We start from the raw sequence: 504 nt of genomic DNA, 5'->3' as shown, positions 1-504 counted from the left end.
TAATTTATTGTGTCAAACACTTTCTTCAAATTATTTCGTTTTTCTTTTCAGCCTTATCAACTTCGCTTAAACCCTTGTGAGGCCTTGCCCTGTCGACGAGGAGGCATTATAGAGATCGCGCTCACATTGGCAAGTGTTATTTTTCAAAAATTGCAAAAATAATGGTTAAACGATGAGTTTTCGATCAAACCTTTATTTATTCAACTTTACCCCAAACTCTCACACAACTTATCCACAGAGTTGTTCTTTGAGGCGTGTTTTTCAAGTACCATAAATAAAGAAAGCTGCTTTATTGCAGCTATCTTTATTAAACTTAACCTAAACTCTATTTAAAGAGCATTATGGCTATATGCCAGACCCATCTTGTTCAGAGCCATCATCTTCGTGTAGGCCACATTCTCTCTTTAAGCCAAAGAATCGAGTTTCTTCCTCTGACATTCCCGGCTCCCATTTACGAGTGGTATGTGTATCACCAACTGAAAGGTAACCTTCATCCCACAATGG

The 504-nt window shown here is 38.1% G+C and carries 1 pseudogene; it reads right to left on the bottom strand.

What is annotated here, in order from left to right:
• Positions 1-345 precede the first annotated feature (345 nt).
• Positions 346-504, bottom strand: a pseudogene (locus tag IQR33_RS22280) (phosphoadenosine phosphosulfate reductase); the annotation flags it as partial.

Origin of the sequence: Vibrio sp. OPT46, assembly GCF_015163535.1 — a bacterium.
Classification (GTDB): Bacteria; Pseudomonadota; Gammaproteobacteria; order Enterobacterales; family Vibrionaceae; genus Vibrio; species Vibrio alginolyticus.
Note: the sequence above shows the minus strand (reverse complement) of the source record. Positions and strands in the feature narration are given on the sequence as shown.